The 17,419-nt window shown below is 45.4% G+C and carries 15 protein-coding genes; 7 read left to right on the top strand and 8 right to left on the bottom strand.

All coding sequences use genetic code 11. The annotated features are described in order from the left end of the window. Nucleotide 1 precedes the first annotated feature (1 nt). The gene (locus WD077_07005; GenBank protein MEX0966969.1) at nt 2-1,144 is read left to right on the top strand and encodes an acyl-CoA dehydrogenase; all 1,143 of its coding nucleotides are present in this window, start codon (nt 2-4) and stop codon (nt 1,142-1,144) included. Nucleotides 1,145-1,275: 131 nt separating this feature from the next. Here the strand turns inward: WD077_07005 and paaN are convergent, their stop codons facing one another. Together paaN and WD077_06995 are read right to left on the bottom strand one after the other, a co-directional pair. Then, entirely contained in the window at nt 1,276-2,931 is a 1,656-nt protein-coding gene (paaN, locus tag WD077_07000; GenBank protein ID MEX0966968.1) for a phenylacetic acid degradation protein PaaN, read from the bottom strand. 169 nt (nt 2,932-3,100) lie between these two features. Then, nucleotides 3,101-3,760 carry a YggS family pyridoxal phosphate-dependent enzyme gene (locus WD077_06995; protein ID MEX0966967.1) on the bottom strand — a complete coding sequence of 220 codons (660 nt, stop codon included), beginning with the start codon at nt 3,758-3,760 and terminating at the stop codon, nt 3,101-3,103. Between WD077_06995 and WD077_06990 the strand changes: the two genes are divergently transcribed. Further along, nucleotides 3,753-4,115 (top strand): DUF4296 domain-containing protein, encoded by a 363-nt coding sequence (locus WD077_06990; protein MEX0966966.1) that lies wholly within the window; start codon nt 3,753-3,755, stop codon nt 4,113-4,115. The genes WD077_06995 and WD077_06990 overlap by 8 nt on opposite strands. Here WD077_06990 and WD077_06985 read toward each other — a convergent pair. Next, nucleotides 4,112-4,795: a zinc metallopeptidase gene (locus tag WD077_06985; GenBank protein ID MEX0966965.1), complete on the bottom strand. Its 684-nt coding sequence runs from the start codon at nt 4,793-4,795 to the stop codon at nt 4,112-4,114. The genes WD077_06990 and WD077_06985 overlap by 4 nt on opposite strands. A gap of 61 nt (nt 4,796-4,856) precedes the next feature. Further along, nucleotides 4,857-5,000 carry a DUF6728 family protein gene (locus tag WD077_06980; protein MEX0966964.1) on the bottom strand — a complete coding sequence of 48 codons (144 nt, stop codon included), beginning with the start codon at nt 4,998-5,000 and terminating at the stop codon, nt 4,857-4,859. Between the two features lie 297 nt (nt 5,001-5,297). Here WD077_06980 and WD077_06975 point away from each other — a divergent pair, with 297 nt between their 5' ends. The 4 genes from WD077_06975 to WD077_06960 all read left to right on the top strand — a co-directional run bounded on the left by WD077_06975 (nt 5,298) and on the right by WD077_06960 (nt 12,451). Next, nucleotides 5,298-9,158 (top strand): gliding motility-associated C-terminal domain-containing protein, encoded by a 3,861-nt coding sequence (locus WD077_06975; GenBank protein ID MEX0966963.1) that lies wholly within the window; start codon nt 5,298-5,300, stop codon nt 9,156-9,158. A 105-nt stretch (nt 9,159-9,263) separates the two neighbouring features. Next, the gene (locus tag WD077_06970) at nt 9,264-9,914 is read left to right on the top strand and encodes an ABC transporter ATP-binding protein (protein MEX0966962.1); all 651 of its coding nucleotides are present in this window, start codon (nt 9,264-9,266) and stop codon (nt 9,912-9,914) included. Continuing rightward, nucleotides 9,914-10,672, top strand: coding sequence for a 3-deoxy-manno-octulosonate cytidylyltransferase (gene kdsB / locus WD077_06965; protein MEX0966961.1), 759 nt, complete (start codon nt 9,914-9,916; stop codon nt 10,670-10,672). Before WD077_06970 ends, kdsB begins: the two co-directional genes overlap by 1 nt. 138 nt (nt 10,673-10,810) lie before the next feature. Continuing rightward, complete coding sequence (locus WD077_06960; protein ID MEX0966960.1) at nt 10,811-12,451, top strand: CTP synthase; 1,641 nt, start codon at nt 10,811-10,813, stop codon at nt 12,449-12,451. 25 nt (nt 12,452-12,476) lie between these two features. On the opposite strand, the gene WD077_06955 is transcribed toward WD077_06960, so the two are convergent. From WD077_06955 to yihA, 4 genes are all read right to left on the bottom strand, one after another. Further along, the gene (locus tag WD077_06955) at nt 12,477-13,115 is read right to left on the bottom strand and encodes a hypothetical protein (protein ID MEX0966959.1); all 639 of its coding nucleotides are present in this window, start codon (nt 13,113-13,115) and stop codon (nt 12,477-12,479) included. Continuing rightward, nucleotides 13,105-14,022: a hypothetical protein gene (locus tag WD077_06950; GenBank protein MEX0966958.1), complete on the bottom strand. Its 918-nt coding sequence runs from the start codon at nt 14,020-14,022 to the stop codon at nt 13,105-13,107. The genes WD077_06955 and WD077_06950 overlap by 11 nt, the downstream gene beginning before the upstream one ends. A gap of 442 nt (nt 14,023-14,464) precedes the next feature. After that, entirely contained in the window at nt 14,465-15,736 is a 1,272-nt protein-coding gene (gene rocD, locus WD077_06945; protein ID MEX0966957.1) for an ornithine--oxo-acid transaminase, read from the bottom strand. Between the two features lie 172 nt (nt 15,737-15,908). Then, the gene (gene yihA, locus WD077_06940; GenBank protein MEX0966956.1) at nt 15,909-16,508 is read right to left on the bottom strand and encodes a ribosome biogenesis GTP-binding protein YihA/YsxC; all 600 of its coding nucleotides are present in this window, start codon (nt 16,506-16,508) and stop codon (nt 15,909-15,911) included. A gap of 109 nt (nt 16,509-16,617) precedes the next feature. Between yihA and ubiE the strand changes: the two genes are divergently transcribed. Then, complete coding sequence (ubiE, locus tag WD077_06935) at nt 16,618-17,346, top strand: bifunctional demethylmenaquinone methyltransferase/2-methoxy-6-polyprenyl-1,4-benzoquinol methylase UbiE (protein ID MEX0966955.1); 729 nt, start codon at nt 16,618-16,620, stop codon at nt 17,344-17,346. Nucleotides 17,347-17,419 lie beyond the last annotated feature (73 nt).

Genomic DNA, 17,419 nt, shown 5'->3' with positions numbered 1-17,419 from the left:
AATGGATTTTCAACTTACCGAAGAGCATAATCTGATTCTTCAGGCTGCGCGAGATTATGCCCAAAATGAGATTATAAAAGACGTGATAGAACGGGATGAGGAGCAAAAGTTTCCCACCCGCCACGTTCAAAAGCTGGCTTCCCTCGGATTCATGGGAATGATGGTAGATCCCAAATATGGTGGCAGCGGCCTGGATACGATCAGTTATGTGCTGGCAATGGAGGAAATTTCCAAAGTGGATGCCTCTTGTTCTGTAATCATGTCAGTGAACAACAGCCTGGTTTGCTGGGGAATTGAAACTTATGGGAACGAGGAACAGAAACAGAAGTATCTTCCCAGACTCACCAGCGGAGAATGGATTGGCGCCTTCTGTCTGTCAGAGCCTGAAGCCGGTTCAGACGCAACCTCGCAGCGTACAACAGCAGAGGATAAGGGCGACCATTATCTCGTGAACGGAACTAAAAACTGGATCACCAATGGAAATTCAGCATCGGTTTATCTGGTCATTGCGCAGACTGACAGAGATAAAGGCCATCGTGGTATCAATGCATTTATCGTTGAAAAATCCTGGGATGGTGTAACCGTTGGAAAGAAAGAACAAAAGATGGGAATCCGGTCTTCGGATACACATTCGATCATGTTTCAGGACGTAAAGGTGCCAAAGGAGAACCGCATCGGAGAGGATGGTTTCGGGTTTAAGTTCGCCATGAAAACCTTGGATGGCGGACGGATCGGCATTGCATCTCAGGCGCTGGGAATTGCCTCCGGAGCCTATGAACTGGCGTTGCAATATTCAAAGGAACGCAAGGCATTCGGCAAAGAAATATCGCAGCACCAGGCCATCCAATTCAAACTGGCAGATATGGCCACCAGGATTGAAATTTCGCGGCTCCTCTGCCTGAAGGCAGCATGGCTGAAAGACCAGCACCAGCCGTATGGGACGGCAAGCGCAATGGCCAAATTATATGCCTCAGAAACAGCCATGTGGGTAACTACAGAGGCGGTTCAGGTACATGGCGGCTATGGCTACGTAAAAGAATATCATGTGGAAAGAATGATGCGCGATGCCAAAATCACCCAGATCTATGAAGGTACTTCTGAGATTCAGCGAATGGTGATCTCCCGTGCAGTTTTAACACAGTAACATTTAAGAATACTGATAAACAGGAAAGGCTGGAGTTTCTAAATTCCAGCCTTTCCTGTTTTAATGCATTGCTTCTTTTGGTATTACACCGAAAGCAATAAAATGAAATGGGTGAGGATACTTTTCTGTCATCAAATCACTTCCCGGTGACCAACCCAGACAAAACGCTTGTTTACATACTCAGGATTGGTGAAGGAAGCATTGCCGGCAGGATTTCCTCCCGTTACGTGGAAATCAGAGAATGCCGCATTCTGATTCATCCAGATAGGTCCGACCATATTGAAGGAAACAGGTGTAAATGCCTGCTCCATTTCTTCTGCAATCATTTCACGCGTACCGGCATCCGTGGTGTAGGCTCCACAGGTAATGGCACCTTTTTCCATCGCCAGATCCCTCGCCAGTTCCACGGAGTGTCCTGTATCTTTCGTTTTTACCACCAACACAATCGGCCCGAAACGTTCCTCTGAAAATATGTCCTTGTTAGTGGCATCCACTTCCACAACCACCGGGGCGGAGATGAGGGCATTGGCAAACTCAGGATTTTGCACATCTTCCGGCTCCAGCACTACATGGCCGCCTAAGTTTTTGGCATGTGCGACCCGCTCCCGCGTTGCAGGATTCTGGATTGCGCCCAAAGTGCCAGCGCCCATTTTAGGATGTGTAACCAATCCCTTAATGTTTGCGGCCAGTTTCTGCACCACTTCTTCGTATGTCAGGTTTCCTTCTGCCGTTTTTATTCCGCCTTCCGGTATGAATATGTTTTGCGGAGCTGTACACATCTGGCCTGAATAGAGGCTGATGGCAAATGAGAGATTCTGGAAAACAGGATCCAGTGAATTTACGGAATCAAGAATAACGGAGTTTACGCCTGCCTTCTCGGTAAAGGTGATTTTTCCCGGCAGCTTTTCAATATAGTCTCCGAAAGAGGGTCCGCCAGTATAGTCAATCAGTTTTACGTTGTTATGCTCTGCCAATTTCTTGGTAACGGGATTGCCATGCGTATCCACAGCAAGCTGGCAAATATCAGGGTCCAATCCATTGTCAGTCAGCGCCTGCTGAATGCACGCCACTACAATGGCGATGGGATACACCGCACCAGGATGTGGTTTTACAATGACAGGATTTCCGGTGACGAGGCTTGCATATATTCCAGGAATACTATTCCAGACAGGAAAGGTGGAACAGCCGATGACCAGCCCTGTTCCTCGTGGCACTGGTTTCCAGCTCTTTTTGAGCTTCACATTAAATTTGCCCATTGGCTTTTCCCATTCTGCATTTTCAGGAAAGCGGGTAAGTTCATGATATCCCAATGCAATGGCTTCCAACGCCCGGTCAGCCGCATGTGGGCCCGATGCCTGGAAGGACATGATGAAGGACTGTCCGGTGGTATGCTGCGTGGCATGACCGATCTCAAAAAAGCGATCTTTCATTTTATCCAGGCTATCCATGAGCAAGCCTGCCCGTTCAGCCGGAGATGCTTTCCTCCAATTTTTTCCTGCCTTCCCGGCATTTCTTACCAGGGTAGCTACATCTATTTCCGGATACTTTACTCCCAGTTTCTCCTGTGTATAGGGTGAGGTCTCCTCTCCTATCCAGCCGGTTGCATCTTTATCATTTAGTCCCCCAAAATGATTATTTCGTGTTTGCTGGAATTGAGCCTCTCCCTGGCCGGGAGCATCTTCACCATACGCTTTGGGATGTTCCGGGAAAGCGGCAAAGAATGTCCGCTCATGTATCGCTTTTATAGCATTCTGAAGTGTTTCCTTATGCTTTTCGAAAAGATTCATGTTTTTGATTTTTGGGATGAAATTGATCGGCAAAAATACGGAACCGAAAGGTGACTGCTCTGGTGAACAAGGCATCCTGTTTCACTATCAATTTTGGTAAAGGTGCTGTTTTCACCGGGAATTATCCAAGCGGCAGCATAGAGGAAACCTGCCATTCAAATCTGCTATTTCAGCGTTCGCCAAAAATTGCGCTGCCAATACGCACAATGGTGCTGCCTTCTTCCACGGCTATTTTCCAGTCGTTGCTCATGCCCATAGAGAGCTGATCAAACTCCCCATCCGCGAATTTTTCCTTTCTGAGCCAGTCAAATAAATTCTTTAGCTTCCGGAATTCTGCCCTTATCTGTGTATCGTTTTCAGTAAAAGTTGCCATCCCCATAAGGCCCCGTATTTTTACCGAACTCAGGCTTTTAAATTCTTCGCTTTCAACCAGGCTGATCAATTCCTCTTTTGAAAATCCAAACTTGGTTTCCTCTTTCGCGATGTGTACCTGCAAAAGGCAATCAACCGTGCGCCCTGCTTTCCGAGCCTGTTTATCTACTTCGCGGAGCAAGCGCGGACTGTCTATGCTATGAATGAGATGAACGAAGGGAATGAGCAACTTCACCTTATTTCGTTGCAAATGGCCGATGAAATGCCACTCCAAATCCTGTAGCAGTTCCTCCTGCTTCGCAACAATTTCCTGCACTTTATTTTCACCAAAAATATTGTGGCCTGCAGTGAAGGCTTCCATTACCAGCGAAGCGGGATGGGTTTTGCTCACCGCAACCAACTTTACTTCCTGAGGCAATTCTTCCTTTATTTTGCGGAGATTATCAACTATGCTCATTTTGCGATCAACTTATTTACTCCTCGTATCTCTACTGTTTACTATGGTTTTTTTTCAGCGATGTTCAGATAGTTCTGAAACAATACCTGAATATGTGATAAACCAGGAAAAGATGGTAGACATCATGATGGACATTCATCTTTCAGAGGCATATATGGCCTCAAACAATATATATGGCGATAGTGCTGCCAGGGTAGCTCCCTTATTTTATGAAGCAGTATATAAAGAAAATGGAGTGACTAAGCAAGAGTTTGATACAAGTTTTGGCTTCTATCTGCGCCATCCTGAGATGATGGAGAAGATAGAAGCCAAAGTAATTTCCCGTCTTAATGAAGGGAATCCATCAAATAATTAGTCGCGGCTTCCCAGGAAAATGGAAAGATAGTATAGCAATGTTGCCAGAGAAGCTAAGGCGGCCACTACGTAAGTCATAGCAGCCCATTTAAGAGCGTCTTTCGCTTGTCCGTGTTCATCTGGCGATGTGATATTTGTCTGATTAAGCCATAACAAGGCGCGGTTGCTGGCATCAAATTCCACAGGCAGAGTAATGAAGCTAAAAAGCGTACTGAATGCAAAAAGGACGAGCGCTGCCATCAATACCCAGGGAACCTGGAAAACTGCAATGGCGATAATTCCCGCGATGAGCAGGAAGGGAACAAAGTTATTTGAGACAGAAACGATTGGCACCAATGCGCTTCTCATGTAAAGCCAGCTATAGGCTTTTGCGTGTTGCACCGCGTGTCCGCATTCATGAGCGGCAACTGCAGCGGCAGCGATCGAGCGCCCATTATAAACGTCCGGGCTAAGGTTCACGGTCTTTTTCATAGGGTTATAATGATCGCTTAACGAGCCCCCGACTGAGAGTACTTCTACATCATAAATTCCGCTATCATGCAGCATTCGCTTTGCGACTTCAGCACCTGTGACCCCTGCAAGCAAGGGCTCCTTCGAGTATTGCTTGAATTTTTTCTTGAATCGCCAGCTTACACCTGCACTTGCCAGGGTGATAAGAACTAAAAGCACTATGTATCCCATGTTTGAATTTTCTTTAGTATTTGTGAAAGTGCCGTTATCAAATTAAATGCTAATCCCAATGTCAAAAAATGTATCTATAAATAATGACAATAAGGCAGATCAGAAAAAGCAATATTGAGATTCGGTTTATCCCATGCATCATTTTCAGGTTTATGTTGCCCCTGGCGTTTTCATCCTTGCTGAATATGTTTAAATAGTGCAACATCCTTTTAAATATCATGGCATCTGTAAAATTTAGGAGTGATGCAGCAAAGGTCAATAATCCAGCAATAATATCCATTCATACCACCTTCGGTAATAATACTGGTTATTGTCGCTGGAAAAATTCTGTGAAGCGAAGCATCCGGACTAAAATAAATGGCGGGAAATCAAAAATAGAATGTTTAAGAAATTGTAGAACTTTGTTAAGGATCAAGACATTGATCACAGTAGTCAATTTAGACTTTTTAAGAAGACCTGCTTCATAATTTAGGAAAGACACCTTATCTTCAGCGCTGTAAAAATGTTGCATTCTCCAACACATAAGGCCATTTCACCTACGCCAGATCGCATGATCAGGTGGAGGCAATTACTCCTGGTGATAGCGCTGATTTTCTCATTTACTCATAGTCAGGCAAGTCACCTGGTGGGTGGAAGCATGTCGTACGAATATGTTGGCCGGTCAGGTTCTGAGTTCGTGTATCGTATTCATCTTGATATGTACCGGGATTGCTTTAATTCGACTACTCCGTTTGATCCTGTACTCAGTGTAGGAATCTATCTTAATAACGGATCCAGAAATCTGTTTCGCGTTAAGTCAATGTCACTCAAATCGGAAAAATCTGTTGATCCTCCAGCGGGAGGCAGCAACTGCGCTTTTCAACCTGACGTTTGTTTACGCCAGGGTATTTACACCGATACCATCATTCTTCCGGCCTCTGCCCTAGGCTACCATCTGAGCCACGTCCGCTGTTGCCGGAACGATCTCACCAATCTTCCGCAAATGGGGCAGACTTACTATAGTTTCATTCCACCTACCACGCTGCAAAACAGTTCCCCTGTTTTCACAGGAATACCGGCTCCTTTTATCTGCATAAATGATGAGATCGCACTGGGAAATCAGGCTACGGATCCGGATGGAGATTCACTCGTATATGAAATATCCTGGCCTCTGGATGGCGGTACCGCACTTGATCCGGCTCCTTCTCCTTCAGATATTCTGCCATCCCCTTTACCTAAGGTATCATACAATCCCGGTTATAGCCTTAGTAATCCTCTCGGAGTTTCCGGATCATCATCCATTGATCCTGTTACGGGAATAACGACCGTGAGGGTGCCTACCCAGGGCTTGTATGCTCTGGCAATAGAGGTAAAAGAATACCGTGATGGTGAGTATCTCGGTTCTACGATACGCGATGTCCAGATTATTGCGATCACCTGCCCGCCTAATCCCACACCGAAATTAATTGCAGAAACAGGATCCCCTGTTACCAATTACACCATTCAGGCAGGCGAACTCCTGGAATTCGATATTACTGTTTCAGATACTGATAGCGTAGTCATAAACTATAGCGGGTCTATTTTCGAGATTGGGGAAATACCGCCTCCTCTCGCAACACTAAACAACCTGAGGGGTAAAGACACTCTTTCCAGCCGCTTCCGATGGCAAACCAACTGCAGCCATGGCCGAAGTGCTCCCTATTTCTTTTCGGCTCAGGCCACAGATAAAGGCTGCCCGTCAAAAACGCTGAATATTAGATACACCATTACAGTAGAACAATATTATCCGCCCAATCAGATCGAAGGGCCTGATAGTATCTGTGAATTTAAAAAAAATGCCCGCTATGAAATTCCCAAAGACGGAGCTAAATATGAATGGTACGTTACAGGCGGCACTATTACGTCCGGAAATACTTCTGAAGCAATCAATGTCAACTGGAACGGAAGCGGGCAAGGTGAAGTGCGGCTCATAATCACCGGCCCCAAGAATTGTTCAATAGATACCCTTTTCAAGAAGGTAAAGATCATCCCGGTTCCTGTAGCAGATGCAGGAACTGATCTCTCTTTTTGCTCAGGTGATACCATTCTAATTGGTCCTGCCTCCCCGGATCCTTCACTTTCTTATCAATGGCTTACCACTGCAGGTTTATCTCAGGCAGACATTTCCAACCCACAACTCACACTGCTTAATTCCACACAAAATCCGGCTGTCAGAAAATATGTGCTCCGGACTTATAATATACTGTGCGAATCTCTTGACACTATCAATATAACTATTTTCCCAAGACCGCAGGGTAAAGCAATTACCGGCAACAGCAAGCCTTGCTTTGATGGAAGCTATCCATATTCAATCAGCCACACTCCGGGTTCAACCTATAAATGGGGTGCTAAGGGCGGTACCATTGAAAACGGGCAGGGAACCGGCAACGTCACCATAAATTGGAATTCAGAAGGTACCGGTGAAATTGAGGTAGTGGAAACCAATGTGCATGGCTGCGCGGGTGAAACAGTACGCTTTGCAGTTGATATTCAAAAAATAATCATTGATACAGTCTTTGGAACCAGAACGGTTTGTCCTAATTCTCGAATGATCAGATATTGGGTGGATGATACAAGAAATTCTACCTACTCCTGGTTTGTTGATCGGGGCATTCAGACAGGCGGAGGCAATAGTCCTGACATCCGCATAAATTGGGGGGATTCCGGATTCGGCACTATCAAAGTGCTGGAAACCACTAGCCTCGGTTGCGTGAGTGATACCCTGAATGTTCCTATCGTGATTAGCTACAGGTTACAAACCGGGCCGATCATGGGTGATTCCCTCCTTTGTGAATTGACTCAATCAGAACCCTATTTTGTATCTCCCACAAACGGCAGCAATTATACCTGGAATGTCAGTGGAGGTTCTTTTGTATCACCTAATGGACTAAACCATATAAATATAGACTGGGGCACCTTCGGTAATGCGCTTTTATCCGTGCAGGAAACAAGTTACGATTCGGTAAATGGCCTTCCATGCATAGGCGATCCGGTTCAGAAAAATGTAGCACTGAAACCGAATCCTCTAACTTCAGGCATAAGCGGTGAGGTAGCATTATGTGAGGGTCAGGATTTGTCTTATCACGTTTCTGGCTTTGATAGCTCAACCTTCCATTGGACGATAAAGGATCACGTAGCTTTTTCAGGAGATGGTAATGACACCATCACTGCCTCATGGAATAGTGATGGAGATTATACTATCACTTGTATTGAAAAAAGCTTTTACGGATGCGAAGGTCCATTAAAACAATTGGTGATAAAGGTGCATCCTGTTCCGGAAATTACGGAGATCTTGGGTGAGGATACTGTTTGCGTTGAAAACAATCAAGGCCTGGCTTACCGGGTGGAAGGAATGCCTGCGTCCACTTATACCTGGTGGGTACAGAATGGTACTATAACTTCCAGAGACAGTTCGGCAGAAGTAATCATTGACTGGAACGAACATGGTCCGGGATTACTGGAAGTATCAGAAACTTCCGATTTTGGCTGCCAGGGCGATACTATTTCATTGCCACTTGTGCTGGATGGCGCCATGCTGAGGATGGAGGTTGTAACAACATTAGAGGATAATGAACGCGACATCGAAATTAAATGGGAAATTAATAATGATGATTACTTTAATAAATCTTACCGGTTAGGCAGATCATTGAATGGCAGCGAAGAACAAAGTATAGGAACGTTCAATAGTATGACCCTGAATTATATTGACACTGATGTACAGACATCCGAAACACCATACTATTACACCGTAAAAACTGAAAATCTCTGCAACAGCACCTTGCTTTCCAGTACCCACAATTCAATTTTGCTGGATGGAGGTAAACAAGATGATGCAGGAATGAATCTTAGCTGGAATGGCTATCATGGCTGGGAACAAGGCGTGGCCCGGTATGAAATACACAGAAAACTAAATGAGGAGACATCGTACAAACTTTACCGGCAAAACGTACAGGATACGGTTCGGCAACTGGATGTGGGACTTGATGGCTATACCCAATGCTACCGAATAAGGGCAATAGAAAATGGAACTGACCAGGAAGCTTCCTGGAGCAACACAATATGCGGGAACTTTGAACCGGTGGTCTACATTCCCACAGCATTCTCACCGGATGGGGATTTTATCAACGACACTTTTGAGGTAACCTCCAGCAACCACAAGTATATCTCAATGAAGATATACAATCGCTGGGGTGAGGAGGTTTTTAATGAAGTTGGACTAAATCCTGCCTGGGATGGCTTTCATAAAGATAAGCTTGCAGCCGAAGACGTGTACATCTATTCCATTGAGGTGGAAAATAACCGCGACCGCTTCAATTACAGCGGCACGCTCACACTCATCCGGTAAAGAATACTCCGCCTGATCCGTTCCTGTAAACTCCGCCCTTTATGGCATAGCATCAGGATAAGCGAAGACATCTCCATATTTTCGCCCCTTCAAATTTTATGACAAATGATTATTGCAAACCATGTAACCCGCAGCTATGGAGACCTGAAAGTACTCAAGGATGTGTCTCTAAAAGTAGAAGCTGGCGAAGTTGTGAGTATAGTAGGACCTTCAGGCGCAGGGAAAAGCACATTGCTTCATATTATCGGCACCATAGACCAGCCTGACAGCGGAGATGTAACCATCAATAATGTTTTGCTCAATAATCTTCCATCTAGGAAAATAGCCGCTTTCAGGAATAACCATATCGGGTTTATCTTTCAGTTTCATCATCTGCTACCGGAATTTACAGCGCTGGAGAATGTCTGCATTCCCGCCTTTATTGCCGGGCAGGACAAAAACGAGGCGTCTGGCCGCGCCCGTGAATTGCTGGGACTGCTGGGACTGTCTCAGCGGGAAAAACATAAGCCGGGTCAACTCTCAGGCGGAGAGCAACAACGAGTGGCCGTGGCAAGGGCTCTTATGAATAATCCCGCAGTAGTACTCGCGGATGAGCCTTCAGGAAACCTGGACACCAACTCTGCGAATGATCTGCACAAGCTTTTCTTTCAGCTTCGGAAACAATTCAACCAGACCTTTATCATTGTGACCCACAATCTGGGCCTGGCAGAAATGGCAGATCGCCAATTGACAATGGTGGACGGATACCTTGCCTGATGAAAATTATAGCCATCATTCCGGCACGCTTTGGCTCTTCGCGATTCCCAGGAAAGCCCCTGGCACTCCTAAGCGGAAAGCCCGTCATCCAATGGGTTTATGAAGCCGCAAAGAGATCAGCTTCTTTAAACGCGGTTGTTGTAGCCACAGATCATGCTGATATTTATGCGCAGGTCAGGCAGTTCGGTGGCGAAGCAGTTCTCACAGGTACGCATCATCTTTCAGGAACTGATCGCTGTGCGGAAGCTCTCCTTAAATCAGGTAAGCAATTCGATGCCGTCATCAACATCCAGGGAGATGAGCCATTTATAGATCCGGAACAAATTGACCTTCTTGCTTCCCTGCTAAAGAATCCACTTGTTAAGATCGCAACCTTGATCCAGCCCTTAAAAGATCCCAAATTGCTTTCTGATCCCAACATCGTGAAAGTAGTGATAAATGCGAAGAACGAGGCGCTGTATTTCAGCCGGACTCCTATTCCTTTTGTGCGTGGCCAGGCACATGCCGCCTGGATGGAAAAAGTTCAATACTTCAGGCATTTGGGCATTTACGGCTTCCGCTCCCATATACTGCAGCAGATCGTTAATTTGCCGCCCTCCAAACTAGAGGAAGCCGAAGCTCTCGAACAACTCCGCTGGCTGGAACATGGCTATTCCATCCACACCGCCATGACTTCTCAAGATTCTCTGGCCATTGATACGCCTGAAGATTTGGCAAAGGCCGAAGATTTTTTGAGACAAAACACCTCAGGTTCGTAATTTTGCGACCCGTGGGCACGGGAATTCCTCTTTCCTTCCAGTTTTTTATCCAAAAATTTTTGAATTACACCTGTTATCAAAAAACCGGTTGCGGGGAAATATTATTTTTAATCAGCAACTGAGATTTTAACCGATTCAATGGCAAATACCAAATATATATTCGTTACGGGCGGAGTTACGTCATCCCTGGGTAAGGGCATTCTTGCAGCCTCTTTGGCAAAACTACTCCAGGCAAGAGGGTACTCTGTTACCATTCAAAAATTTGATCCATACATAAATGTGGATCCGGGTACAATGAACCCTTATGAACATGGCGAATGCTATGTGACGACCGATGGTGCGGAAACCGATCTGGATCTGGGACATTATGAGCGTTTCCTGAATATCGAGACTTCGCAGGCCAACAACGTAACCACAGGCCGCATATATTCTACGGTAATTCAAAAAGAAAGAAACGGAGATTACCTGGGAAAAACAGTGCAGGTCATACCCCACATTACCGATGAGATCAAATTCCGCTATCAGCAATTAGGCAAAAGCGGTGAGTATGACATTATCATTACAGAAATTGGTGGCACGGTGGGCGACATTGAATCATTGCCTTATATTGAATCTATTCGTCAGATGATCTGGGAAACAGGGCACAGCGACTGCCTAGTGGTTCACCTTACCTTAGTCCCTTACCTCCGGGCTGCAGAGGAACTGAAAACGAAACCTACTCAACATTCTGTAAAGGCTATGCTCGAAATAGGGGTTCAGCCTGACATTCTCGTTTGCCGTACTGAGATACCACTAAATAAGGATCTTAGAAATAAAATAGCCCTGTTCTGCAACGTGAAGAAAAATTCCGTCATCGAAGCCATTGATGTTAAAACAATATATGACGTGCCCTTACAGATGATCAAGGAAAACCTCGACAAAGTCGTGCTCTCCAAACTGAAACTTCCCTTAAAGAATGAACCTACGCTGGAGAAATGGAAAAATTTCCTTCAGCGGCTTAAGAATCCGACCTATGAGGTGAATCTTGCCCTGATTGGAAAATACACGGAACTTCCGGATGCCTACAAATCCATCCATGAAGCGCTGGTACATGCCGGTGCTGAAAATGAATGTAAAATCAACCTCCACTACATTTCATCCGAATTTATAAACGAAGAAAGCCTGGAACGGAAAATTAGCGAGATGGATGGCGTGCTCGTAGCGCCTGGATTTGGTGAGCGTGGCATAGAAGGTAAAATTATCGCTATAAAATTTGTACGCGAAAAAGGCATTCCTTTCTTCGGCATTTGCCTGGGAATGCAATGTGCCGTTATTGAATTTGCTCAGAACGTCCTAGGCATGGCTGGCGCACATTCCACGGAAATAAGTCCAGACACAAAATACCCCGTGATTGCACTTATGGATGAGCAGAAAAAGGTCACCGCAAAGGGTGGTACTATGCGGCTTGGCAGCTATCCCTGTCGAATTCGCAAGCCATCCAAAGTATTCAATGTATATGGCCGCCAAACGGTGACCGAGCGCCATCGCCACCGGTTTGAATTCAACAATAAGTTCCTTGAGAAATTTGAGAAGGCCGGCATGCTGGCTACAGGCATCAATCCTGATTCAGCTCTTGTGGAGATCATAGAATTGAAAAACCATCCGTGGTTCATCGGAACACAATTTCATCCGGAATATCAAAGCACGGTGGCTGAACCCCATCCGCTCTTTGTAAAATTTGTGGACGCTGCTAAAACCCAGAAGCTCAAAATGGAGAAGGAATTGGCAGCGGCAGGATAACATTCCTGCCCGTCTCACCTATTTCTTAATCAAACGCATAACCCACGCTCAAACCGGGTCTCAGCGATACTTTACCAAGTACAGAGGTATACATAGAGTAGCAACTTATCCGAAGGAATATTCCCCGCTCAAGGGCCTGGTGACGATAAGCCAGCCCGGCTGAAGGAAAGAGTACATGGTCAGGCTGTGTGCTGAAGGTCATCCCAACATTTGCTTCAAGGAAATTCTTTTTCTTTCCATACATCGCATTGAACGACACCGGAAACCATGCCGGAGTCCCGATACCACAGTTGAGGCCGCTCCCTGGATTTTCACCTGATGCGGAGCGCACCAATAGAATCTCCATCAGGCTTACTCCTGCCCTGCCTGAAAAATGCACATTGCCGCTCCTAAAAAAAATCCGTTCATAGTTGATTGACTCAAAGTGGCTGATTCCAAGAAACTCTGCATACACCACATTCCTGGACCTTTGGAGCCTGGGTTCGCTCTCACTGGAAGAAATCCCCGTTGACTCAGAATATTGTTCAACAATGGCCGTGTCATATAGCGATATTTCCTGGGCCAAAACAGGAGAGCCAGAGACAAACCACAAGCTGAACAGTATGCTTAAGAGTGGTTTTATTTGATTCAATAGTAAAGGGCAGCCTGGCATTTTAGATTCCATAATATTGAGGTGTTATGACATTATCGCTATACGAAGAATTATTATACTCCGATTTATAGATGCCTTTAATTCCCACATCTGCAAATACTACTGTTCTCACAACTTTTGAAATGGTTGAGTGACCCCACTTCTGCATTGATCCTACATGACTTTTGGGAAATCCCCAATACCCTTCAATCGAGCATATATTCCATTCCAGTCCCAGAAAATCCGCAGGTGTTTCTTTTAAATATGTACTCCATGTACCCTGAAAATAGTAAGGTGTTTCCTTGTAATGAACTACTGTAACCCCCGTGGAAGAATAGAAAAAGCTAAATCGAATCGCCCAGGAATGCGTTTTAAGGATTCCTGCGTTAAGCGTAGTTTTCACTGTCGACATCTTGACATTATATTCATAATCGGCTACATCATCACAGGAAATGAGCCCTGGATCAGCCGGGCGGGTAATCAGATATCTCTTGATCGGGAAAGCTTTAACCTCTTGATTGTCGACATAAGAATAAGTGGTATCCCTCGTAAAAAGGTAAACCGTATCTGCAATCCCCATAAAACCTTCAGGCGTTAGGATCGCGGCCAGCCAATGATCCTCTACAGGTTGAGGTGCCATTTCTGTAAGAGGAGCCAAAAGCGTATCACCTAAATCCTCAGGAATGGGATTGTAAAAGGCTCTCATGGAATGGAAGTTCATAGATTCTTCCCATAGGTGAAGATCTTTGCTTTCATAGCTAAATAGTACTTTCATAGTACTGTCGAAACTTGCCTGATCTGCAAAAACCAACATATTGTAGTCAGAGGAAATCCTGACCGGAGCTGCCGGTCCTGAAGGGGTTAACATCGCCTCTTTCTGGCACTGGATCATGAGTAGCGCCAAGCATGCAAGTCCAAGTATTTTTAGCTTCATATTCATTCTATTAAGTTTTGTTGGTTGGAATTATTGATTTAGTAACTCTGACAAAACTACCTGATGAATATGTGCAGCTTTTTTATTACTGTTTCTCTTGCTTACACTTGTAAGACATCACTATTTTTTTATTAGAATATTTGTTCAATTGCCCTGCCCGGTCGGCTCATTTCAAGGCTCCATATCCTCCTTCGCACCCCTTTTCCTGCGGAATACGCCCTTTCTAAGAAATTTCTCTTGGTCAGACACAGGTAGTGATCGGGATGTAAGAAAACACATCCACAACGGTTGAAATAAAATTTTAGCAGGAGTTATTCCAAATGGCCTGTGCTTGAAACACAATTCGAAGCCTGAACAAATATCCTATTATCCGGATCTTATTTAGATGATCAGTGCTAAATATAAGAATTGACCGGGGCCTTGTAAGATTTAGAATACCTTAGCCAAATTACGGCAAGCTGGTGAGGCCATCTTCTTCCTCGGCCACCCTCAAAGTATTTATGATAATTTCGCAACAAGCTTCAAGCTGTGGCTGAGTTATAATCAAAGGAGGGGCAAAGCGGATAATATTGCCATGTGTCTGCTTTGCCAGAAGTCCATTTTCCTTCAGCATTTTGCAAATATCATAGGCGCTGGCCTCAATCTTGGAATTGTCAATTTCAATGGCACTGAACAAGCCTTTCCCGCGTACATCACTCAGGTAAGGAATACCTGCATCCCGGATCCTCATCCTGAAATATTCCCCCATTGTCGCCACCTTTTCCAGGAGTCCTGTTTCTGTAATGATCTGCACAGCCTCAATAACGATGCGAGCGCCAAGGGGATTGCCACCATAGGTAGAACCATGTTCACCCGGCTTAATATTCATCATTATATAATCATCACAGAGTACTGCACTTACCGGCATCATCCCTCCGGATAGCGCCTTGCCGAGCAATATCACATCGGGCCTTACGTCCTCATGTTCGCAGGCAAGCATTTTACCCGTTCTCCCCAACCCGGTCTGAATTTCATCTGCCAGGAGCAGTACATTGTATTGGTCACATAGCTCCCGGATTGTCTTCAAATATCCGGGATCAGGGATCTGCACACCGGCTTCGCCCTGGATCGGTTCCACCAGAAATGCGCAAACTGCCTCATCCTGAAATGCCCGCTCCAAAACTTCGGTATCATTAAATCGCACAACTTCAAATCCCGGCATAAACGGTCCGAAATGCTTCTTGCTGGAAGGATCCGTTGAAAAGCTGATCACACCCGTGGTACGGCCATGAAAGTTGTTTTCGGCCACCACAATTTTCGCCTTGTTTTCCTCAATACCTTTTGTGTCGTAGGCCCAGCGCCTGGCCAGCTTAATGCTCGTTTCCACTGCTTCTGCACCGGAGTTCATCAGGAGGACTTTATCATAGCCAAAAGTTTCAGCGAGGAATTTTTCTGCCCGGCCCAGCATATCATTATAGAACGCGCGCGAGGTGAGCGTCAGCGTCCCTATCTGTTCGCGCATCGCTTTTACAAGGCGCGGATGGCAGTGACCCTGGTTAAGTGAACTATAGGCCGCAAGAAAATCGAAATACCGGCTTCCTTCCACATCCCATACAAAAACACCCTCTCCGCGCGAAAGCACCACAGGCAGCGGTTTATAATTGTGCGCGCCAAACTGCGCTTCCATTTCTATCAATTCATCACTGCTGTATCGCTTGTCCATTACTTCAGGTGTCATCATAATCAATAATTTTTCAAAATTCAAAAATAGAGGTTGGGAGATAATGTCGTTTATTTAGGCTGCTAGCCCGTGACGAGACGTCTGCAATTACATGCCGGATAGCAAATGAACCTTTATAAGACCGCCAAGGCAGTTCATAAACCGGAGGTTTGAGTGCCACTCAATAGTAACCCTACCCGAACTGGCGGCTCACTTCCTCAATAAAAGTGAGAATCTCTTCAGCTCCCTCTTTCTTTCCGGCCGATGTGAGGAATACAGGCGGAAGCTCCTCCCAGTTTTCAAGAATCCGTTCCTTGAATGTTGCAACGTGCTTATTAATGATGTTACGTTTCTCCTTATCCGTTTTCGTAAATACTATCGCAAAAGCCACTCCCTTTTCCCCAAGCCATTCCAGGAACTCCAGGTCAATTTTTTGGAGAGGAATGCTTGAATCTACCAGCACAAAGACGCAACCCAGATTTTCCCGGTAGAGCACATAGTCCCGGATAAAGACCTGCCACTCTTCACGCATTTTCTTCGAGATTTTAGCATAGCCGTAGCCAGGCAGATCCACCAGATACCAATTTTCATTTACCAGGAAATGATTTATCGTTTGGGTCTTACCCGGGTGGGATGATGTTTTTGCGAGTTTCTTGCGCCCTACCAGCATATTTATGAGCGAAGACTTTCCCACATTGCTGCGCCCCACAAATGCATACTCAGGTTTGTCAGGGGCCGGACAGCCCTGGTAACTGGTGCTGCTGATAACGAACGTAGCTGAGGAAATTTTCATAAGAAGTGCTTAACGGAATATGCAGCAAAGCTAAGCGGTTTATTAGCGTTAATTTTGGCGGACCATCCCTGCTGGCATTCCTTTTATTCAAAAAATCAATTGATGATAAATGGCAACTGTAGTTCCTGATAAAGCCTCGAAAGAAAAAAAGAAGCAACAGGTGGAACAGATGTTCGACAATATTTCTCCTTATTACGACTTTCTGAACCACCTTCTTTCTTTTGGCATTGACATCATTTGGCGAAATAAAGCCATTGCCCATCTAAAACAGGATCAACCGCAGATATTGCTGGACGTGGCCACCGGAACTGCGGATTTCGCGATACAGGCAATGAAGCTGAAACCCCGCAAAATCATTGGCGTGGACATCTCAGCCGGAATGCTGGAGAAAGGAATCATTAAGATCCGCAAAAAGGGGCTGCAGGACAGGATCAATCTGCAACAGGCCGATTCCGAAGACCTGCCTTTTGCTGACGGTCACTTCGATGCGGCTATGGTTGCCTTTGGTGTGCGAAACTTTGAAAATCTGGACAAGGGCCTTAGCGAAATTCACCGCGTATTAAAACCCGGTGGAAAGCTGGCAGTACTGGAATTTTCGCAGCCCCCTAAGTTTCCTGTCAGGCAATTGTACAAGTTATATTTCATGCACGTATTGCCCGCAGTGGGTAGGCTGGTTTCAAAAAATTCACGCGCGTATGATTATCTGCCTGAATCTGTTTATGCCTTTCCATCTGGTAAAGATTTTGAAAATAGGCTGGAGCTTGCAGGCTTCGTTTCACCCCGCACGCAAAGGCTTACGTTTGGTATCGCGTCCGTTTATACCGGTATCAAAAAGTAAAAATTCACGTTTATGTATTTCCGGCATTTGTTTTCATTTTATAAAAAATTCAGGCAACCTATAGAAATATTTT

Source organism: Bacteroidia bacterium (assembly GCA_040880525.1).
GTDB lineage: Bacteria > Bacteroidota > Bacteroidia > CAILMK01 > JBBDIG01 > JBBDIG01.
This window is presented reverse-complemented; position numbering and strand designations above follow the sequence as displayed.